This is a genomic window from Mucilaginibacter sp. KACC 22773 (assembly GCF_028736215.1).
Classification (GTDB): Bacteria; Bacteroidota; Bacteroidia; order Sphingobacteriales; family Sphingobacteriaceae; genus Mucilaginibacter.
The window spans coordinates 3627443-3643159 of record NZ_CP117883.1 but is presented as its reverse complement, the minus strand read 5'-3'; the positions used below and the strand labels follow the sequence as shown (position 1 = coordinate 3643159).

The window sequence follows — 15717 nt, the reverse complement described above, 5'->3', positions numbered from 1 at the left end:
CCTAAATTAAAACCAGCATTATGAAGAAAAACACTACCTAAAGAGTAAAAGATAGCTTATGATATAAGTAAGATCAGGAACACTCGCGATGTTCCCGATCTAATAGCTTATAAGCTAAAATGCTAATGTGACTCCACCTTTTAACTTTAACAGCCTTAACAAATGTATAAAAATTTTACTACAAACATTTGTATGCCTTCGGGCTACATCAAGAAATTTCTGCTCATAATGAAGATGACAAGCTTTATGCTCATGCTTGCTTTTATGCAGGTGAGCGCAGCGGTTTTTTCACAAAAAATCACTTATGTAAATAAGGATGCTACGCTAAAGCAAGTATTTAAACAAATTAATAAACAAACCGGGTACAATATTTTCTGGTCGCCTAAAACCATTAACAGCAATCATAAAATAGATGCTGCTTTTAAAGATGCGTCTATTGACCAGGTGCTTGCTTCTTGTTTAAAAGACTTTAGGCTAACTTATTTAATTGAAGGTAAATCGGTAATCATTAAAGATGCGCCGAGTGTGAATACCTCTGCCATCCCGGTTGAAGTTATAGTTGATATAACGATAACGGGTACAGTGAAAAATGAAAAGGGCGAGGCCCTGGCCGGGGTTACCATCGCAGCTACCGGCGACAAAAAATCTGGTACGCTAACTGATAACAACGGAAAGTTTGTTTTGGATGTAAAAGATGGTACAGAAGTTAAAATTTCTTATATCGGTTACAAAACCCAAACAATTACAGTTGCGGCTGGCAAAAAAGTTTACAATGTGATCATGGTTGAAGACGTTACGGCAGCCGAAACGGTAGTTGTAACGGCTTACGGCCGGAAACAGCTAAAGGAAGCCATTGTAGGTTCGGTTACAACGGTAAAGCCCGGCAATTTAAAAATACCTGCAAGTAACTTAACCAACGCGTTGGCAGGGCAGGTTGCTGGTGTAATTGCATTTACCCCAAGCGGCCAACCCGGTCAGGATAATGCGAAATTCTTTATTAGGGGAGTAACTACTTTTGGTTATAAGCAGGATCCGCTGATTTTGATAGATAACGTTGAATTAACTACTAATGACCTTGCGCGTTTAAATGTGGATGATATCGAAAGTTTTTCGGTACTGAAGGATGCAAGCGCAACCGCGCTTTATGGTGCCAGGGGGGGGAATGGCGTAATTTTGGTGAAAACCAAAGAAGGTAAAGCAGGCAAAGCCCAGATTAACGTAAGGGTTGAAAACTCCCAATCACAATCAGCAAAAACCATTGCACTTGCCGACCCCATTACCTATATGCGACTTTTTAACGAGGCCACCCGCACACGTTACCCCTTAGATCCGCTGCCGTATGACGAAAACAAGATCATTAACACACAGGCAACTATTAATCATGCTCCCGGCAGTAACCAGTACGTTTACCCCGCTACTGATTGGTTGGGCATGTTGTTTAAAAAACGCGCCAATACGCAGCGCGCCAATTTAAGTTTACAAGGAGGAGGTGGCGTTGCCCGCTACTATGTTGCTGGTGCATTCACCAATGATAACGGTATTTTACGCACCGATATCAGGAACAATAACAATAACAACGTTAATTATAAAACATATCAGTTACGATCGAACGTAAACATTAACGTAACCAGTAAAACTGAGTTGATCATTCGATTATCAGGAACTTTTGGCGAATATAATGGCCCGCTTACTTATGATGGTACCCAGCAAACCCAGCTTTATAACCTGGCCTCACATACCAGCCCGGTTGATTTTCCGGCTTATTACCCGGCCGATTCTGCCAACCTGCGTACACAGCACATCTTATTTGGTAATTCGCCGGCAACATCCAATACCGATGGCGGCAGCCGGTACATAAATCCATATGCCGAGTTATTAAAAGGGCACCAGAATTCGTCGGAATCGAGAATGCTTGCGCAGCTGGAGTTAAACCAGAACCTGGATTTTTTGACATCGGGTTTAAATTTTCATGCAATTATGAGCACCAACAGGCACTCATTTTTCCAATCGTATTTAAGTTACAGCCCTTTCTATTACAATGCCATCAACTACGATAAAACTACCAATACCTACCAGCTAAACTGGATAAATAACCTGCCTACGGGCAATAACGTAGCAAGGGAATATTTACAATATAACTCATTCGGTAACAATGCAAGCTCGTTCCTGTATTTGCAAGGCGTACTGGATTACGCCCATGCTTTTGCGGTAGACCATAATGTGAGCGCCGCTTTGATTGGAACCGAGCAACAAACACTTAACGGACCTGCAAGTTCACTATTTAATTCATTGCCTTTTCGTAATCAAACACTGGCAGGTAGGGCAACCTACTCATATAAAGGGAGATATTATCTTGAATTTAACTTTGGTTTAAACGGATCAGAGCGTTTCTCGGCTGCTCATCGTTATGGATTTTTCCCGACAATCGGCGCATCCTGGATTATATCAGACGAAAAATTCTGGGGCGATTTGTATAATGTGTTTGACAGGTTTAAACTGCGCGGCAGTTATGGCCTGGTAGGTAACGATGCCATTAGCGACAGGAGGTTTTTCTATTTATCTGATGTAAACTTAAACGGTGGTAATTATGCCAGTTTTGGTCAAAATAATGGTTACTACCGCAATGGTGTAAGCATCAATAACTACGAAAATGATGATGTAACCTGGGAAACATCTAAGCAAACCAATTTAGGGATTGAATTTACCTTGCTTAAAAAGATTAACGTAATTGCTGAGGTTTATAAGAACAACAAATACAATATCCTTCAGGATCGTTCTTCTATCCCATCAACTATGGGTCTTGAATCGGGCATCTCTGCCAACATTGGCAAAGCCGAATCAAAGGGTATCGATATATCGGTAGATGGTAAAGAAAACATTGGTAGGGATTTTTCTTTACAGATGAGAGGAAACTTTACTTATTCAACCAATAAATATACCCAGTTTGAAGCTCCCGATTATGCCGAGTCTTACAGGCACCAGGTGGGCCAGCCAATTAACCGCCAATTTGGTTACGTTGCCGAAAGGTTGTTTGTTGACGATAACGAAGCGGCCAACTCACCTTCACAGATATTTAGTACAGGCGGCTTTCCGCCAAAGGGCGGCGATATTAAATACCGCGATTTAAATGGCGACGGTAAAATTGACGGCGCCGATCAAACCTTTATCGGCAATCCAACTATACCGCAAATAGTTTATGGTTTTGGTTTATCTGCCAGTTATAAAAACTTTGATCTTTCCGGGTTTTTCCAGGGGCAGGCGAAGGTGTCGTTTTTTATTAACCCGGCTACAACAGCGCCATTCATAAAAAGCCCCGAGTCATACTACACTGGTAATACGCAAGTGTTGCAGGCATATGCCAACGATCATTGGAGCGAAGACAACCAAAACCTGTACGCATTATATCCGAGGCTTGGCCCGGATGGTGCGTCTATCGAAAATAACAGGCAAAACAGTACCTGGTGGCTGCGCGATGGCAGTTTCCTGAGGCTTAAATCTATCGAGGTTGGCTATACTTTGCCGCAAAGGATATCAAAAGCCTTACTGGTAAAAAATGCACGAATCTATTTTAACGGCTTAAACATGTTTACCTGGAGCCCATTCAGATTATGGGATCCGGAATTGGGGGGTAACGGATTTGCATACCCTATTCAAAAGGTGTTTAACATAGGTTTAAATGTCAATTTATAACATTAAATAAATATGAAATCATATTATAAATATTTGTTCATGGCAATCTTCGCAATCTCTTGCGTGTCATGTAAAAAGTACCTGGATGTTACACCTGATAATGTTGGTACCATAGATTATGCCTTCAGGAACCGGAATGAAGCAGAAAATTACCTGTTTACCTGTTACGCTACCATACAGCAGTTAACGTACGTGCAAAATAACCCTGGTTTTACCACTTCGGGCGAGATCATATTCCCAAACAACCTAACAGATTTCCAGGGAATTGATCCAACCGGATTTAACCTGATAAGGGGTACGCAAAACGCGGGCAATCCCGGTCTTAACTATTGGGATGGTTACAATGGAGGGCAGGCAACCTGGAAAGCTATCAGGCGGTGCAATACCATGCTGGAGAATATAAACAAACCTATTGACCTGGGTGCAGATGAAAAGAAAAGATGGATAGCCGAGGTGAAGTTTTTGAAAGCCTATTATCATTTTGTACTCTTTAGGTTATATGGCCCCATTCCGATTGTTGATGTAAACCTGCCAATTAATAGTTCGACCGACGAAGTGAGGGTAAAAAGAGCACCGGTTGATTCGGTTGTAAATTATATGGTAAGGCTGCTTGATCAGGCTGCTGTAGATTTGCCCCCTGTTATACTTAACCCTACAAAAGAGCTTGGTCGTATTACCCAGCCTATTGCGCTGGCGGTTAAAGCTCAAATATTGGCCACAGCCGCAAGTCCGCTTTTTAACGGAAATCCTGATTATATCAGTGTGAAAAATAAAGATGGTAAAGCGCTTTTTCCTGCAGCTTATGACGCTACAAAGTGGGACAAGGCTGCCGCCGCTTGTTTGGCTGCAATTACCAATGCCGAAGCAAATGGCGCTGCATTGCACAAGTTTATTGCCACAGCCAGTGTTAATGGCCTTAACGATTCATTAAAAACAGTATTAGACCTGCAAACAACAATTACCGAAAAATGGGAACTTAATACCGAGACAATATGGGCATTAAACCCTGTATTCCCGGATCAGAGTTATTGTATGCCAAGGCTTACGTCAAAAGCTGCTGCCAACCCCTCGTTCCAGGGAACTTTTGCAGTTCCGATACAGGAACAGGAGTTGTTTTACACTCACAATGGCGTGCCTATAAATGAGGATAAAACCTGGGATTACCTGAACCGTTATGACACCCGCACAGGCGATGATGCCAACAGGTTTTATATAGGGAACGGCTACACAACGGTTAAGGCACACTTTGACCGCGAACCAAGGTTTTATGCCGACATAGCTTTTGATGGCGGTACATGGTTTGGTAACGGAAAACTAGATCAAAATTCGCAATACTACGTTCAGGCACGGGGAAGCGGCGCACTGGCCGGACCAACAGATAGGGTAAGGTTAAACATTACCGGTTACTGGCCAAAAAAACTGGTAAACTATTTAACCGTATACGACGATGGTTATACCATTGCCGATTATCGCCTTCCTGTAATAAGATTAGCGGGAATGTATCTGCTTTATGCCGAGGCATTGAACGAGCAGGGAAAAGCTACCGCAGAAGTGCTGCCATGGATTGATAAAGTTAGGGCAAGGGCCGGATTAAAAGGTGTTGCCGAATCATGGACCACCTACTCAAAAGAACCTTCAAAGTACACCAACCAGGCCGGTCTTCGCCAGATCATTCACCAGGAATCGCGAATCGAACTTGCGTTTGAATGCACGCCAGGTTGGGACCTTCGCCGCTGGAAAGAATTGCCATTGGCTCTAAGCAAGCCACTGCAAGGCTGGAATATTTACGAATCATCGGCAACAAATTATTACCGCCCCGCCACTATGGTTATTCCAATATTTAATGTCAGGAATTATTTGTGGCCTATATTGAATGACGACCTGGTTGTTAATAATAACCTGGTTCAGAATTTAAACTGGTAAGTTAAGTGTTTAATAATCATATCATTAAATATGAAAAAAATGAAGAATTTTAAAAATTATTTAGTCCTGCTTTTTGTAGGCCTAATGGTTGCCGGCATAACATCGTGTAAAAGGAACGACGGGGATAGGGAACCAATATCAACAGATAAAACAAAGCCCGGCATAATTACAAATGTAAAGGTTGATAATTACCCGGGTGGAGCCTATATTACCTATACACTGCCAAACTCAGATAATATACTCTATGTACAGGCCAAATATCAAATAAGGGATGGCGTATCAAGAGAAACAAAATCAAGCTACTACACCGATACTGTAAATGTTGAGGGTTTTGCAAAGGAAGCTGATTACGATGTTACATTATATGCCGTAAGCAGGGCAAACGTACAATCAGATCCGGTTAAGGTTACTGTACACCCGCAAACGCCACCCTACATCTCCATTAAAGCAACTACAAGTATTGGCGCCGATTTTGGCGGTGTTAACGTTAAGGCGCTAAATCCCTTGAAAAAAGAAATTGGAGTTATTGTAACTGCCTTTGATAAGTCAACCAACGCCATGGAAATCCAGGATCAGCATTACACAAAATCAGATACCATCGATTACTCGGTACGTGGTTTTAATACTGATAACCGGAACTTTGGGGTTTATATAACCGATAAATTCGGCAATATATCAGATACCATTAAACAAGCCATTTCTCCGTTGTTTGAGCAATTGCTGGATAAAAGCAAATTCAGCCCTTATAATTTAGCTTCAGATACCGAAATAGGGTATGGCTGGGTGCTGCCCAACTTATGGGACGGTAAAACGGACGGAAACAGTGCTGGATGGCATACCAATCCCGGACATACCCCACCGTTTGTTTGTACATTTAATGTTGGTTTGAGTTATAAATTAAGTCGCTTTATTTTATGGGAGCGGCCAGATCAATATGCTTATGGCCACGGGAACCCGAGAATTTTCTCTTTATGGGGCTCCAATGTTTCCTCGCCTAAAGATTCGCAGTTGCCGGTATCAGCCGCTGTGGGCACTGTTATAGGCGATTGGACAAATATTGGCAACTATCATTATCCTGATCCACCATCGGGCTTGCCGCCAACAGCTGTTAACTCGGCCGATAATGCTTTTGTAATGGCTGGTGTAAACTTTAATATATCGTTAGCGGCGCCGCCGGTTCACTTTATCAGGCTTGCTGTGGCCCAAACATGGTCGGGCGGTAACTTTGCACACGCAATGGAAATATCACTATACGGTAAACCTGAGTAGTTAATTTTTATAAAAAAAATAAACATGAAAAAACTGATATATATACTGCTTGCCTGTTTTGTAGCAGCAGCGTGGTATGGTTGTAAGAAAGATGGTCTTGCAACAGACTATAAAAAATTCTACGATGGTCACGAATTAACTTACACAGGCGCGGTAGCACAGGCTATTGTACAACCTGGTAATTTAGAAATAGGCCTGAAGTGGAAGGCAAGTTCCGATCCGAGTATCGTAAAATATGTTGTATACTATAACAATGGTGCCGATTCGCAAGTTGTTAATGTTACAGCTAAAGTGGATACAATAAGAACCGTAATTAAAAATTTGCAGGAGTATACTTACTCATTTACCATCTATTCCTATGATGCAAAAGGGAATAAATCTATTCCTTATGAATTAAATAACGCTAAGGCTTACGGACCGGTTTATGCGTCCAACTTATTAAACCGGGCCTATAACGCAACTACGCCTTACGTTGTTAATGGCGATGGCTCAGTACAGTTGAATTTTATTACACCAGATACTATCAACATAAAAACTGTTATCAATTATACCAACGCGGCCGGCGCAGCATCGCAGCTTACGCTTGCCCCAAATGTAAATTCAATAACACTGCCCACGTATAAAACAGGTACTCCTATTACGTATAAATCGTACTACATACCCGAACGCACTTCAATCGATACTTTTGCCGTAGCACAATTTGATACATTTCCTACAATCTATATTTATGTAAAATGCGATAAATCTAAATTTTCGGAAGTTCACCTACCACAGGATGTTGGTACCTACTCTGGCGAAACCACTATCAGTAAATTGTGGGATAACAGCGATGGTCCGCAAGGCTATCCCAATATTTTTCACAGCGATGGCTCATATATTCCACATGTGCTTACATTTGATATGGGGCAGTCATATAGTAATTTGGGGCAGATGGAAGAAGTTGGAAGAAACTGCTGTAACAACCCGGATCAGTTTGAAGTTTGGGGGATAAATAGTTTAACCGGCGCTACCACAACTTTAAGGGCCGATAACAGTGGCTGGAAAACAGAAGCCATTGCCAAAGGATGGATATTACTGAAATCGGTTACCAGGACAGACGACGGACAAGCCGCTCTGAAGGTTGATTTATTAAGTAATCCTCCACCCGTTAGGTATATACGTATAAGAGTATTACATACCGTAACAGGATCAGGCTATAGCAACATGAGCGAAATAACCTTCTGGAATAAGGAATAATATTCCTCTTGATAAAAATAAAGAACCTCCCGGCCGCCTGTGTCAGGGAGGTTTCTTTTTGTAGATTTTTGCAGCTGGGAACAATACAGTTAATGTTCTAAAAACGCAATCATTTGCTAATATCGATGTTTATAAATGATTATTTTATGTAGATATTTAGCTCATCCTACTTTAAACCAAACATGACCAAAAAGATAATTTGCATTGCCCTTATAACCAGCTGCAGTTTATTTGCAAACGCGCAAAAGAAAACCACTCATCGCATCGCCCCGCTGGTAATATGGGATGACAAACCTGCTAAAACCTGGATGACAGAAGCCTATCCAATGGGGAACGGCCGCTTCGGCGGAATGGTTTTTGGAGGCCTGGCGCAAGAGCATATTCAATTTAACGAGATAAGCCTCTGGACAGGTGATGAAAACGAAACCGGTGCCTACCAGGCCTTTGGCGATTTGTTTATCGGTTTCAAAAATAAGGACACTACACAGGCTTTACCTGCTGATTATCGCAGGCAATTGGATATCAGTAAAGCGGTTCAGCAGGTAACTTATACTGATAATGGTATAGCTTTTAAACGGGAATACTTTTGTAGTTTTCCGGATAAGGCGATGGTTTTGCACTTCACTGCAAACAAAAAGGGCGCTTATTCGGCGGTCATCAGTTTAAAAGACGCACATGGCTCAAAAGTTACCGGCATTGGAAAATCATTGGAGTTTGAGGGCAAACTGGATAACGGTTTGGCCTATAAAGCAGGTATCGTCATAAAAACAACAGGCGGTTCTGCAGCTATTGAAAGTGATGGCAAGGGCGGTTCGCAGCTTAAGATCAGTAATGCAGATGGTTTTATCATATTGCTTTCGGCCGCTACAGATTACAGCAACAAGCGCGAACAACATTGGCGTGGGGAAGCACCAGGTGTAAAGGTGAAGCAAAACCTGGATGGGGCATCTGCCAAAATCTACCAGCAACTATTGGGTGATCATATAGCTGATTATTCCGCGCTTTTCGGCCGGGTTGCCATAAACCTGGGCACAACATCGCCACCAGCCGCTGCCGAACCAACATATAAGCGGTTGATTGCTTATAAAAAACAGGCTGATCCTCAATTGGAGGCTTTGCTTTATCAATATGGACGATATTTATTAATCAATTCATCGCGTAAAGGTGGTTTGCCTGCAAATTTGCAGGGGCTTTGGAACGAAAGTAATAATCCGCCGTGGCGAAGTGATTATCATTCCAACATCAACATCCAGATGAATTACTGGCTGGCCGAACCAACTAATCTTTCGGAATGCCACATACCTTACCTTGATTATATCAACAGTATGCGCGAGGTAAAAAAGGTAAGTACGCAAAAGGAGTACCCCGGCGTACGCGGGTGGACAGTTAAAACCGAAAATGGTGTGTACGGCGGTGGAAGCTTTTTGTGGAACACGCCCGGCAGCGCATGGTACGCCCAGGGTATTTGGGAGCATTATGCGTTCACCAAAGACAAAAATTATTTGCAAACTTTTGCCTACCCCATACTGAAAGAGATTGTAGAGTTTTGGGACGACCATTTAAAACGCCGCCCGGATGGCACCCTGGTGTCTCCGCTGGGCTGGTCGCCTGAGCATGGGCCAACCGAAGATGGGGTGACCTATGACCAGGAGATAGTTTATGATCTGTTTACCAATTATATATCGGCGGCAGATGTTTTAGGTGCTGATAAAAACTATCGCGATCACGTTGCCGATATGCGGGAGCATTTGCTAAAACCTAAAATTGGCAAATGGGGCCAGTTACAGGAGTGGGAAACTGATCGTGATGATCCGAAAGATACACACCGTCACTCATCAAATTTGTTTGGCTTGCACCCAGGTAAACGCATAAGCACTATAAAAACGCCCGAATTGGCGCAGGCGGCCAAAGTAAGCCTATTGGCGCGTGGCGATGTATCAACAGGATGGTCAATGGCCTGGAAAATGAATTTTTGGGCACGCCTGCAGGATGGCGATCATGCTTACAAAATCCTGAGCAACTTCATAACCCTTGCAGGTGGTTCGGGTGTTGACTATAACAACGGTGGTGGTGTATACGCCAACCTGCTATGTGCGCATCCGCCATTCCAGATAGATGGTAATTTTGGTTATACAGCAGGTGTTACAGAAATGCTGCTGCAGAGCCAGACCGACGAAATTCAACTATTGCCCGCTTTGCCAAAAGCCTGGTTAAGCGGAAGTGTTCAAGGGCTTAAAGCCCGTGGCGATTTTGAGATTAAGGATATGGAGTGGAAAGATGGTAAAGTAATCAGTATTGCAATTAAGTCATTGGCAGGCGGAGTGTGTAATTTAAGATCGCCAAATAAATTGATGGTTGAAGGGATGAAAATTCCGGGAACGGTGGTTGATAACGAATTTAAATACCAGTTTGAATCCGTTGCGGGTAAAACGTATGTTTTTAAGGCAAATAATTAATAGCACATAGTTCGGGTTTCAGTATTTAATTTTTTTGTTAGCATTTGCAACTACTTATATTGGGTTTAACCTTATAATGCTGTGTAAAGTATGTGCACAATAGTTTGTCGTTGCTAAAGCTGAAACCTGAATTTGTTTTTTTTTTGCTTGAAGCCAATAAAGGCTGTAATATGAAGTATATTATAGAATCAGTTCTGATTCAAAAGTTTTAAAAGCAACCCGGGTTTCAATTTTTGAGCAAATTATGAGAAAATTATATTATGCCAAGTTATTGTAACTTTTAGTAAACAAGGCGTTAAACCTTAAAAATTGACCAAATCAATTTGCTTTTTGTAATGCCCTGGTGACATCCCTGTAATCTTTTTAAATATCTTAGAAAAGTAGAATATATTCTCAAAGCCGGTTTGCGTCGCAATTTCTGCGTAGGTCATCCCGGTTGTTACCATTAGGTATTGGGCCCGTTCAATCCTTTTCTCGTGGATGTATCTTAGAGGCCTTTCGCCAGTGTATTGTTGAAACAAACGCGAAAAGTAATCTGTATGCTGATTGGCCTTTTCTGCCAGGTAGGTTACCGATAGATCCTGGTGTAAATTTAGTTGGATATAGCTGATTGCGTTCAATATTTTAACTGGTATATGACTAATTTCCTTGTGTTTAAATATCTCCGGTGTCAAAAATCGTGACACCAATTGCAACAAAATACCATGTGTTTCAATAAATGTCGCCATGTTTTGGCGGTTATTAAGCTCTTGGTACTCTTTATAAAAAATGTTTTTTTCATATACCTTCGGATTATCGGAGCGGTTGATGCCCCTGCCCGGATTTATCTCCAGTAAACGGGTGAAATTCATAATATCAATTGCTGTTGCCTGTACTTTAAAGATTGAACGATTATTTGCGAACAGGGATATACCATCAGATGATTCCTCAAAAAACTGGATAAAAAACTGGCTGAGATGATTTTGGCAACGAAGGTTGCATAAAGTAAAACTGGGTATAATATATAGAAAACCAGGCTCAAGTTTAAGTGAAGTTGAGGGATCCGAGATTTCTCCAGTACCTGCATCAATATAGTATAGTCTGAAATAGGGGCTAATCACGTTTTTATAATTCCATTTCGGGCCAAGGGTTACATGATCTACATTTAATAATGTAAATGTGTGCTTTAGTACTCTCCTAATCATAATTATCAGTAAATAAGATACTTTTAAGTGAAATGGTTGCTTTAAAAAGGGCCTTGCTGGTCTTTTTTCTCCTGGAATCCATGTAATGTCTCTCACTTCCGCTAAAGCAATAATAAACAAAAAGTCTGTTTTGTATAAAAAAAAGTCCTATTAGGCCAACTATTTAACAATTATTTGCAGGTAGATTTGGTTTATCAATTACAAACGGCAATTGTAATAATTGCCGATAACCAATTATGATTGTGACCTAAAAGAATTTTTGACTTGTGACCCCGGGGGCAACTAACCTGTACAAACGGTTGTACCTGACTAATGTATAAAAACATCAAAATTTAATTCATGAAAAGAAGAACACTAATAAAAGGTCTGGCTACAGGGTTGTCCTCGTTATACCTGTCTAAACTTTATGCTAACAATCTATTGCCAGCCCATTCAAATCCGGGCATCGCTGCCGGCCCATTTCAGCCAACATGGGAATCACTGGCCCAATACCAGGTACCTGATTGGTTCCGCGACGCCAAATTTGGTATGTGGGCGCATTGGGGACCACAATGCCAACCAGAACACGGTGACTGGTATGCCCGTGGTATGTACCAGGAGGGCAGTGATCAGTATAAATACCATGTTCAAAAATATGGACATCCTTCAAAATTTGGTTTTAAGGATGTGATTAACGAATGGAAAGCTGAGAAATGGGACCCCAGCGAATTGGTGGGTTTATACAAAAGTGCAGGTGCCAAATACTTTATGGCATTGGCCAATCATCATGACAATTTTGACCTTTACGACAGCAAATACCAAAGTTGGAACTCTACCAAAATTGGCCCCAAAAAAGATCTGATTGGCGGCTGGGCCAGGGCTGCTAAAGAACAGGGCCTGCCTTTTGGCGTCAGTGTACATGCATCACACCCCTGGACCTGGTACGAGGTTGCCCAGCGTGCAGATAAAACCGGCCCATACGCAGGCATACCTTATGATGGTAAGCTAACCAAGGCGGATGGCGTAGACAAATGGTGGAATGGCTATGATCCGCAGGAACTATATGCACAAAATCACGCATTAAGCAAGGATAGCCTTGATGATAATAGCATGGGTAGCCACTGGGACTGGGGCAATGGTGCCAGTGTGCCCAACAAAGCTTATTGTGATAAATTTTTAAACCGCACTATTGAACTGATAGATAAATACGATCCTGAGCTGATTTATTTTGATGATACTGCTTTACCTCTTTGGCCGGTAAGTGATGCCGGCTTAAAAATTGCGGCACATATGTACAATACCAGCATAAAAAAACACGGTAAACTGCTGGCAGCACTGTTTGGCAAAGTACTGAATGAACAACAGCGTAAATGCATGATATGGGATATTGAACGCGGACAAAGCAATCAGATAGAACCGTTGCCCTGGCAAACGGATACCTGCATAGGTGGCTGGCACTATGACCGCCGCATATTTGATTATAAGGGCTATAAAAGTGCAAAAACCATAGTGCATACTCTTGTTGATATAGTAAGCAAAAATGGCAACCTGCTGTTAAATATCCCTGTACGTGGCGATGGCACCATTGACAGCGAAGAACGCGCCGTAGTTGAAAATATAGGGGCCTGGATGCAAGTTAACGGTGAAGCGATTTACGGCACACGCCCCTGGAAAGTATTTGGGGAAGGCCCGGCAATAGAATCGGCAGCGCCAATCAACGCACAGGGTTTTAACGAAGGCAAAGGGAAGCCGTTTGTGGCCGAAGATATCAGGTTTACTGTAAAAGGTAAAAGCCTTTACGCCACGATGTTTGGCTGGCCAACAGGGAATGAAGCCCTGATTAAAAAGTTAGCAACAGGTATTGAGGCGGGTAAGGTAAGCAGGGTAAGCCTGCTTGGAAACGGTACTTTGAGTTTTGAGCAAACGTCAGCCGGCCTTAAAGTAAAATTACCCGGGCAAGCTACCGGTAAAGACGCGTTTGTTTTAAAAATTGAAGGGGTTGTTTAATCCATATGATGAATCTGAAATTCTATTATCTTCTGGGTGCTGTCATTTCACTGGCAGCTCCTTCTTTCGCGCAAAGCTACAAGTTGTTATCGCCGGATAAAAAAACTGTTGTGGAGGTAAACAACAAAACCGGACTACAATACACTGTTACCAGTAACGGCCTAACCATTATCTATCCTTCATCACTTGGTTTCGAGTTGAAAGATGAACCGGCTATGGGCGCCGATATGAAGGTAACCAATCATGTGGAGCATTCTGTTAACCAAACCTGGATACCGGTAGTGAAAGCCAAACACGGGACAGTAGTCGATCATTATAATGAATTGGAGTTGTCGCTGGTAGAGAAATCCGGGCAGATGCGGAGGATGAATATTTATTTTAGGGTTTATGATAATGGTGTTGCTTTCCGTTACCAGTTATTTGGTACGGATAAAATTGGCGACCGGCAGATAGTGAGGGAACTTACCGGCTTTAACTTGCCTGCAAAGGCAAAAGCCTGGGTGGCAGATTATGGCAGCTACACCTCCTCGCAGGAAACCGAGTTTCGGCCGCGAACCCTTAATCACATCACTACAAAAACGATTGCCGGTTTGCCCTTTTTGGTTGAATTAGATGGAAGCCATTACGCTGCCATTACCGAAGCTAATATCGATAACTATCCGGGATTTTACATAGGAACGTTAAAAACAGACACCAACGCCACTGATAAAGTTGAGTTGGTTAGCAAATTATCGCCTTTGTCGGGCGAAGCGGAGGATGGGGTAAAGGCCCGTTTTACAAATAACCAATTTACACCGTGGCGGGTGGTTATGCTGGGCGATGCACCGGGAAAGCTAATCGAGTCGGAGCTGATACAAAACCTGAATCCTCCCTGCGCGCTAAAAGATGTAAGCTGGATTAAACCGGGCATGAGCGCCTGGGATAACTGGTGGAGCGGTGATGTAAAGGTAGATATGCCAACCATCAAAAAATATATTGATCTGGCATCGGCACAACACTGGCCATATATGCTTATCGACTGGCAATGGTATGGTGCGTTTAACAAGCCCGAGGCTGATATTACCAAGCCTGCATCGCAATTGAATATGCCTGAGATTTTAGCCTATGCTAAAGCAAAGAAGGTTAAGTGCTGGCTTTGGTTATACAGTTCGGATGTAAACCGGAACGACAATTTTGAAAAGGCATTTCCAATTTACGAGCGATGGGGCATTGCCGGCGTTAAAATTGATTTTATGGACCGGGACGACCAGCAAATGGTAAACTGGTACCGTCGTATTATTAAAACAGCTGCTAAATATCATTTAATGGTTGATTTCCATGGCGCTTTTAAACCGGATGGCATCATACGTACCTATCCTAACATGATTACACGGGAAGGGGTTTTAGGCGAAGAATATTCTAAGTTTTCAACCCGGATAACGGCCGGGCATAATACCACCTTACCCTTTACCCGTATGCTGGCCGGACAAATGGACTACACGCCCGGCGGATTTTTAAATGTAAAGAAGGAAGAGTTTAGACAAGGCAGCCCCACCCAGGTAATGAACAGCCGCTGTGCCGAACTGGCAAAATTTGTGATTTACGAAAGTCCGTTTACGGTTTACTGCGATGCGCCGGAGCATATTTTGGGCAAACCAGGCGCCGATTTTTTGAGCAATATACCTACCGTTTGGGATGATACCAAGGTGCTGAGCGGATATCCGGGCGAATACGTCATCATTGCCAAAAGAAGCGGAAAGAACTGGTACGTCGGCGCAATGACCAACGATGCTGAAAGGACTTTACAGTTGAAACTGGATTTTTTACCATCGGGTAAATATACATTGTCGTCCTGGGTTGATGTATTATCTTCTCCTCAAAGCTTAACCAAGTCTAATAGAGGCGTTTCAGCAAGTTCAGTTATCAATATTCATTTGGACACCGCGGGCGGATGGGTAGCGAAGATTATTGCCAACGACTAAGCATGATTTTTA

Annotated in this window: 8 protein-coding genes; 7 read left to right on the top strand and 1 reads right to left on the bottom strand. The window is 42.5% G+C overall.

Annotated elements, in window-relative coordinates; genetic code table 11:
• Nucleotides 1–162: 162 nt before the first annotated feature.
• The 5 genes from PQ469_RS15090 (at nucleotide 163) to PQ469_RS15070 (ending at nucleotide 10574) form a co-directional block, all read left to right on the top strand.
• Entirely contained in the window at nucleotides 163–3690 is a 3528-nt protein-coding gene (locus PQ469_RS15090) for a TonB-dependent receptor (protein ID WP_274213713.1), read from the top strand.
• Between the two features lie 39 nt (nucleotides 3691–3729).
• A complete protein-coding gene (locus PQ469_RS15085; protein WP_274213712.1) occupies nucleotides 3730–5613 on the top strand; it encodes a RagB/SusD family nutrient uptake outer membrane protein in 1884 nt (627 codons plus the stop codon).
• A gap of 39 nt (nucleotides 5614–5652) precedes the next feature.
• Complete coding sequence (locus PQ469_RS15080; RefSeq protein ID WP_274213711.1) at nucleotides 5653–6882, top strand: DUF5000 domain-containing lipoprotein; 1230 nt, start codon at nucleotides 5653–5655, stop codon at nucleotides 6880–6882.
• Nucleotides 6883–6906: 24 nt separating this feature from the next.
• Nucleotides 6907–8118 carry a DUF4998 domain-containing protein gene (locus tag PQ469_RS15075; protein WP_274213710.1) on the top strand — a complete coding sequence of 404 codons (1212 nt, stop codon included), beginning with the start codon at nucleotides 6907–6909 and terminating at the stop codon, nucleotides 8116–8118.
• A 182-nt stretch (nucleotides 8119–8300) separates the two neighbouring features.
• A complete protein-coding gene (locus PQ469_RS15070) occupies nucleotides 8301–10574 on the top strand; it encodes a glycoside hydrolase family 95 protein (protein ID WP_274213709.1) in 2274 nt (757 codons plus the stop codon).
• A 302-nt stretch (nucleotides 10575–10876) separates the two neighbouring features.
• Here PQ469_RS15070 and PQ469_RS15065 read toward each other — a convergent pair whose 3' ends face one another.
• A complete protein-coding gene (locus PQ469_RS15065; RefSeq protein WP_274213708.1) occupies nucleotides 10877–11878 on the bottom strand; it encodes a helix-turn-helix domain-containing protein in 1002 nt (333 codons plus the stop codon).
• 219 nt (nucleotides 11879–12097) lie between these two features.
• On the opposite strand from PQ469_RS15065, the gene PQ469_RS15060 reads away from it, so the two are divergent.
• The gene (locus PQ469_RS15060) at nucleotides 12098–13744 is read left to right on the top strand and encodes an alpha-L-fucosidase (RefSeq protein WP_274213707.1); all 1647 of its coding nucleotides are present in this window, start codon (nucleotides 12098–12100) and stop codon (nucleotides 13742–13744) included.
• A 5-nt stretch (nucleotides 13745–13749) separates the two neighbouring features.
• Nucleotides 13750–15705, top strand: a complete 1956-nt coding sequence (locus tag PQ469_RS15055) for a glycoside hydrolase family 97 protein (protein ID WP_274213706.1) — start codon at nucleotides 13750–13752, stop codon at nucleotides 15703–15705.
• Nucleotides 15706–15717: the final 12 nt, after the last annotated feature.

What these genes read in the sequence shown, in the direction of transcription:
- PQ469_RS15090 (WP_274213713.1), top strand. Translation starts at nt 163, where the DNA reads ATGTATAAAAATTTTACTACAAACATTTGTATGCCTTCGGGCTACATC.
- PQ469_RS15085 (WP_274213712.1), top strand. Translation starts at nt 3,730, where the DNA reads ATGGCAATCTTCGCAATCTCTTGCGTGTCATGTAAAAAGTACCTGGAT.
- PQ469_RS15080 (WP_274213711.1), top strand. Translation starts at nt 5,653, where the DNA reads ATGAAGAATTTTAAAAATTATTTAGTCCTGCTTTTTGTAGGCCTAATG.
- PQ469_RS15075 (WP_274213710.1), top strand. Translation starts at nt 6,907, where the DNA reads ATGAAAAAACTGATATATATACTGCTTGCCTGTTTTGTAGCAGCAGCG.
- PQ469_RS15070 (WP_274213709.1), top strand. Translation starts at nt 8,301, where the DNA reads ATGACCAAAAAGATAATTTGCATTGCCCTTATAACCAGCTGCAGTTTA.
- PQ469_RS15060 (WP_274213707.1), top strand. Translation starts at nt 12,098, where the DNA reads ATGAAAAGAAGAACACTAATAAAAGGTCTGGCTACAGGGTTGTCCTCG.
- PQ469_RS15055 (WP_274213706.1), top strand. Translation starts at nt 13,750, where the DNA reads ATGATGAATCTGAAATTCTATTATCTTCTGGGTGCTGTCATTTCACTG.